This is a genomic window from Mycobacterium sp. (assembly GCF_049280035.1).
In the GTDB taxonomy this organism is placed as follows: domain Bacteria; phylum Actinomycetota; class Actinomycetes; order Mycobacteriales; family Mycobacteriaceae; genus Mycobacterium.
The window spans coordinates 1-5,717 of sequence record NZ_JBAPPI010000669.1 but is presented as its reverse complement, the minus strand read 5'-3'; the positions used below and the strand labels follow the sequence as shown (position 1 = coordinate 5,717).

7 protein-coding genes are annotated in these 5,717 nt (G+C 63.1%); 2 read left to right on the top strand and 5 right to left on the bottom strand.

All coding sequences use genetic code 11. From position 1 onward, the window contains the following. Positions 1-261: 261 nt before the first annotated feature. Genes WAN71_RS21560 through WAN71_RS21550 form a run of 3 tightly spaced genes read right to left on the bottom strand, consistent with a single transcriptional unit; the run spans position 262 to position 2,662 of the window. Positions 262-999 (bottom strand): alpha/beta fold hydrolase, encoded by a 738-nt coding sequence (locus WAN71_RS21560; RefSeq protein WP_422227277.1) that lies wholly within the window; start codon positions 997-999, stop codon positions 262-264. Between the two features lie 11 nt (positions 1,000-1,010). Further along, a complete protein-coding gene (locus WAN71_RS21555; RefSeq protein WP_422227276.1) occupies positions 1,011-1,673 on the bottom strand; it encodes a TetR/AcrR family transcriptional regulator in 663 nt (220 codons plus the stop codon). Beyond that, a complete protein-coding gene (locus tag WAN71_RS21550; protein ID WP_422227275.1) occupies positions 1,670-2,662 on the bottom strand; it encodes an NAD-dependent epimerase/dehydratase family protein in 993 nt (330 codons plus the stop codon). Before WAN71_RS21550 ends, WAN71_RS21555 begins: the two co-directional genes overlap by 4 nt. A gap of 85 nt (positions 2,663-2,747) precedes the next feature. On the opposite strand from WAN71_RS21550, the gene WAN71_RS21545 reads away from it, so the two are divergent. Continuing rightward, entirely contained in the window at positions 2,748-3,557 is an 810-nt protein-coding gene (locus tag WAN71_RS21545; RefSeq protein ID WP_422227274.1) for an SDR family NAD(P)-dependent oxidoreductase, read from the top strand. Between the two features lie 12 nt (positions 3,558-3,569). Here WAN71_RS21545 and WAN71_RS21540 read toward each other — a convergent pair whose 3' ends face one another. Next, a complete protein-coding gene (locus WAN71_RS21540; RefSeq protein ID WP_422227273.1) occupies positions 3,570-3,989 on the bottom strand; it encodes an SDR family NAD(P)-dependent oxidoreductase in 420 nt (139 codons plus the stop codon). Positions 3,990-4,071: 82 nt separating this feature from the next. Between WAN71_RS21540 and WAN71_RS21535 the strand changes: the two genes are divergently transcribed. Continuing rightward, on the top strand, positions 4,072-4,632 hold the full coding sequence (locus tag WAN71_RS21535) for a carboxymuconolactone decarboxylase family protein (RefSeq protein WP_422227272.1): 561 nt from the start codon (positions 4,072-4,074) through the stop codon (positions 4,630-4,632). Here the strand turns inward: WAN71_RS21535 and WAN71_RS21530 are convergent. Beyond that, positions 4,592-5,428 (bottom strand): class I SAM-dependent methyltransferase, encoded by an 837-nt coding sequence (locus tag WAN71_RS21530; protein WP_422227271.1) that lies wholly within the window; start codon positions 5,426-5,428, stop codon positions 4,592-4,594. The genes WAN71_RS21535 and WAN71_RS21530 overlap by 41 nt on opposite strands. Positions 5,429-5,717: the final 289 nt, after the last annotated feature.

Sequence of the window (5,717 nt, the reverse complement as noted above, 5' to 3'; positions counted from 1 at the left end):
AGATGAGTCCGATGTGGTCGAGCTCCACATATTTAGATACGGCCCGGCGCCAATACTCATCGCGTGCGCCCGACCCAACGGTCACCAGCGACGATCTATGCGTCGGTTTCGTCCGAGTCTGCTGAATGTGCAGTCACGACACGCACGATGAACCGCTGTCGATGCGTGGCGTTGACCTCCCGTGCGAGTCGCATCGCACGTAGGCCGACCTTGACATCCTTCACGACCTCCACGACACACTCAGCGTGTTGTTGAGTGGCGCTACGCGTACAGCCGGCAGCGCTTGACGAGGATCTCGGCCAGCCGCCTCGGCTCGCTGACCATGAGCGTATGACAGGTATCGATCGGGATGACGGTCTGGACACCGCCGATCGCAGCGATGCTTCTACGCTGTGACTTCACCGCCAGTGCGTGGTCACGCAGCGTCAGGATCCAGGTGCGTGGAACGTCGTCTGGCATGCCGCTTCGGGACACGTTCTCGGTGAGGATGTTTGTGGATTCTGGGTAGAGCTTGCCAGTCATGAATCGGCGCTGGGCGCGGGACATTCCGTTGAAGAATCCGAACCTCGCCATCACGGCGCGCGTTGCCTCAGGCACGTTCGTCTTCGCCGGGTGCCGCCCGATCGACCTGAAGAGTCCAGTCAGCGTATCCGCGAGCGCCTTTCCCTCGGGAGGCACGAACGCCGTCGCGAGAATCAGCTCGCGCACTCTCGACGATCCGAGCTTGGTGACCACACCCGGGACGGTCAGACCCGCCATCGAATGACCGACGAGGACGATTTCGCCCAGCCCGGCGTCCTCGATGTCGCCGACCACGGAGTCCACGAAGTCGGCGATGGTGAGGGTACGTAGGTCACCGGGCTTGCCGCGCCGACCCGGAAGGTCGACCGCGACGACCGTCAGCTCCGGTGCCTGCCGGTGAATTTCGTCGACTGTGAGCTCCCAGTAGTCGGCGGCGTGGCCGCCGCCGTGTACGAGGACGAGTGCCGGTGGTGCCATCGCCGAACTCCTTAGCGCGAGCGAGCGGGTAGTCCCGCTCCGGCGCGGATCTGGCGGCGCGCAGCTTCAGCATCGACATCAGGAAAGATATAGTGGCTCAACGCTATTCGCGCGATAGCACCCGCCATGTCATGCGGGGCACCGGGAAAGGTGACGTCGGCCTCATCCGCGCCTTGGGTGAGGACAGCCGCCAACACCTCTGTCACCGTGGGCAGCACGCGCGCCATTTCGTCGTTGACGAATCCTGGATCGAGGTCGACGAGGCTGCGGGGCGGTTGTTCGCGAAGGAAGGCCGCGACGACATCGACTGCCGCCTCGAGCCGCTCCAAGCCCGATACGCCCGAGATGGCCTCCTGCATTGCCAAATTGAGTCGCCGGTATTCGAGCTTCCCCAGGGCAGTGAGCAAGTCTTCTTTGGTCGGGAAGTAGCGGTAGACGGTGGGCCGCGAAACCCCGGCAAGCGTTGCCACGTCCGTCAACGACAATCTGCGGGCGCCCTGTTGGACCACGAGCCGCCGCGCCGCGGTGAGTATGCGTTCGGCCTTATCCCTACGGTCCAAACGGGATTGCCGTGTTGCGGACTCGCTCGCTACGGCAGTCGCCGTGCTCGCTCTTCGGGTTCGTGGCGCCGACGGCGGCTGTTCGTGACCGGGTCGCGCACCGCGCTGGCTCATTCGAGGCGACCGAGTTTGCGCAGCCATCGAACGAGCAAGCGCAGCCCGTCGTCGAAGGACATCGGCTGATAGTTAAGCCGCCGGCTCGTGAGGTTGTCGCGTGGTCTCGGCGTACGCACTTGCCTCGCTGCGGCTTCGGCGATCGCCATCAACGTGGGACCGAATTCGGCCGTCAGTGCCTCCGGATCGGAGCGATAGTCGAGGTCCTCCACGCGGTGGTCGAGTCCCGCTATCTCACAGGCGCGATTGATGCCGGCGGCGGTGCTGAGGGTTTCCTCCGGCCGGCCGATGAGCAAGTAACGTTCGCCCGCGACCCCTCGGTCGAGGGCAGCGATCGCTCCCGTTGCGACGTCGGCGCCGGCCACCCACGTCACCGGGAATGCCAGATACCGCTTGATCCGACCTCGCATCCCGGCCAACAAGACGCGGTTGAAGCTGGTTCGGTGCAAGGCACGCTCGACGACCAGACCAGGACCGAAGATCGCCCCCGGATGACAGGTAAGCACGTCGTCGCCCGCCTCGGCGCGCTTGTGCGCCTCCAGAAATGCCGCGAGTTTGGTGACCGTGTAAGGGTCATCTGGTGGATTCTCGAGGACGGGCGCCTCCTCGAACGGCAGACCCATGCTCAGGTTGAGAAACGTGGCTGTGCTTAGCGCGACCACCCGACGAAAACCCAGCGTCCTTGCCGCATTCAGGACGTTCGTCGTGCCAATCGTGTTGACTGCCTGGAAGTCTTTCAAGTCTTGACTTGCGCCCCCAAGAAGCGCCGCACAGTGAATCGCGGCCTCTGCCCCCATGGCCGCGCGAAGGACATCGTCGGCATCGGAGACGTCACCCTTGACGAGCTCGACACCGATCTCGGCGAGCACGGTGGCCTCGTCGGGGTTGCGTACCAGCGCGCGCACGTGGTCGCCCCGCTCGACCAGCTGTTCACAAACGTTGGACCCGGTTTGACCGGTGGCGCCGGTAACGAAGATGGTGCTCGGCACAATAGGCCACCCTTGTTGTTTTACATTCACAACACAAGACGTAAAGAAAGTAACACGTCGGCTGCCTTTGTTCTAGGGTCGCTTCATGCCTATCAACCCCTCAAAGATTCTTTTGACCGACCGCGTTGCGGTTGTCACCGGCGGCGGAGCAGGTATTGGTCGCGGTGTCGCGGCAGGTCTCAAAGCGTTCGGCGCCTCGGTCGCAATCTGGGAACGCAATCCCGAGTCGTGCGCCGCCGCAGCAGCGGAGATTGGCGCCTTGGGTATAACCGCTGATGTCCGCGACAGTGCACAGGTCGACGCCGCGCTGACCCGCACGGTCGCCGAACTCGGGCCGGTGACCATCCTGGTGAACAACGCCGGCGGGGTATTCCACTCCCCGATCCTCGAAACCACCGAGAACGGCTGGGATGCCCTGTACAGGGCCAACCTTCGCCACGTGTACCTATGCACCCAGCGGGTAGCTCTTGGAATCGTCGAGGAGAAAATGTCCGGCAGCATCATCAACGTGACCTCGATCGAAGGCATCCGGGCCGCACCGGGGTTCGCGACTTACGCGGCGGCTAAGGCCGGTGTCATCAACTACACCAAGACTGCCGCCCTCGAGCTCGCACCCCACGGCATCCGGATCAATGCCCTGGCACCCGATATCACGCTCACCGAGGGTATAGCTGCTATCGCACCCCCGGGTGCCGACCAGCACTTTGGGCTCGTTGTACCTATGGGCCGGGCAGGCGACGTCGACGAAATGGCTTGCGCCGCAGTATTCCTCGCGTCCGATATGTCCAGCTATATCACCGGCCAAACCATCCACGTCGACGGTGGAACCCAGGCGTCGTCTGGCTGGTACCACCACCCGACCACCGGTGAGTACGTCCTCGGCCCGGCGCGGTAAGTTCAACCGGCACTAATCGGTCTTGGCCGCGACGTGGGTCGACATACCCCCGTCAATGCAGATCATCTGACCAGTGATGTACCGCGATTCATCGGATGCCAGGAATACCACGAGATCTGCGACATCCTCGGGCCGCCCGGCGTAAGGCGTCAAGGTGGCGCTCGCCAGGCTCGCCAGTGTTTCTTCCGAGAGATGCTCCTTGACCGCATCGGTTAGGATCAAGCCCGGCACAACGGTATTCGCCCGAACGCCCTGCTTGCCGTGACTGGTCGCAACATACATGGTCAGCGTGTTCACATCGGCTGCCTTACTCTCGTCGATGTCGACGACCGCAACCGAAGCGCCTCGGCCTGCAAGGGCCTGCACCGTTGCCGCGCCGATACCTCCCGCGCCACCCGTCACAATTGCTGTCTTGCCGACCAAACGGGACACCTGCGCCGCCTCCCTCGATAGTTGGCCGCGGCCAACCGCACAACTGCCGCCGAACAAACCAGAACGGCGATACTGTCAAGGTATGCCACGTATCGCACCGATCCCGATGGATCAGCTCAGTGCGCAATCGCGCGAAATAGTCGAGGGCGGCGTAGCCGATGGGCTCTACGCCACGCCGGTGCCGCTACAGATCTTCGCCTATCGCAGCGCCCAACTCGCTCAGGTGAATATGGCGCGCACCTACCTGGGGGCTGACTCGCTGCTTGGGGACCGACTGTTGGAGCTCCTCCGCATTCGCAGCGCGCAACTCGGCGAATGCGAGCCCTGCAGTCAATCGCGTAAGCACGATTCGATCACCGACGAAGACGTCGCATGTCTTCTCGCACCGGGCCATGGCACGCTCACGCCGCAGGAGCAGATCGCGATCGAATTCCTCGATCTGCTGTCGGCTGATCACCATGCGATTGACGACGAGTTCTATAGGCGTCTCGGCGAGCACTTCACCGCAGCTCAGATCGTGGAACTTGGCTTCACCTGCGCGTCGGCCATGGGACTGCACCGCTTCATTCACACCCTTAACATCTACGGCGACTCAGCTCCCGTCATTCAGTACTCCCCCGACCAGATCGACCGCGCCGTCTGACGCCAACTGTGCCGACGAGGAGTCGGTAGCCGAGATCCAGGTGTTGACGGTCGAAGAGATCCCGATGTTGGCGGTCCCATTCGCCGCTGGATAGGTCCGCGCGCAGTCGTGATAGCCCTTCTGATACTGAGGATTTCGGCGTCAGGGCGAATACAGACATGCCGGCTTGGACGGCCGAGTCGAGGTAGGCGTGAGGCCGTCGCCAATACGCGCCGCCGAATCCGTCGACGCAGTCATGCGGAACCGGGATCGGAATAATTGTCGGCTCGTCCAACAGCGCAACAAGCTTCATGAGGGGGACGGCCAAGTCGGCGTCGGTCTGGGCGGCGGCGGGCAGGTATTCGCGCATTAGCCAGAACTGTCGGAACACGTCGTGATCCCAGGTAAGGATGACTACCCGACGGCGAGCAATGCGCGACATCTCAGCAATGCCCCGTTCGAGATCGCTCCAGTGGTTGACGGTCAGCACCGCTAGTGCAGCATCCACGGCGTGCGAGCTGATCGGTAGCTGCTCGGCGACGGCCTGAACAGCTGGAGCAGAACCGGGCGGGCGTTGGGCGATCATGACGCGGCTGGGTTCGACTGCGATCACGGTGCCCGTTGGTTCGTAGGATCCGGTTCCAGCGCCGATATTCGCCACCGTCGCCATGCCGCGCAGTGCGCCATTGATGGCTGCGGCGATGCGCGGATCGGGTCGACGGGTGTACGAATAGGTCCGCCCGGTCCGGTCGTATCGCGTCTGTGTCGAGATGCAGCGAAGTCTGCCAGGAATCCCCCTACTAGCGAACTCCGCCATCCCGCACAACGGGCACCTGGTTACCGAAGAACGTTAGCCGCTTGACCTCCCACTCTCCGGCGTCTGAGTGCTAGTTCTGTGCTCGGCTGCACCCAGATCGGTTTACGGTCGGACCATGAATACCATGCGATGGTTGGCGACGGTGTTGGTGATTCCCGCCGCGCTAGCGGTGGCCGCGCCGGCCCATGCCGACGGCGACAGCTATATCCGATACCTCAACGACCACGGAACATTCGTGCCGGGGATAAACGACGCCGTCAGGATCAGTCGCGGTTCCCAAGTGTGTACC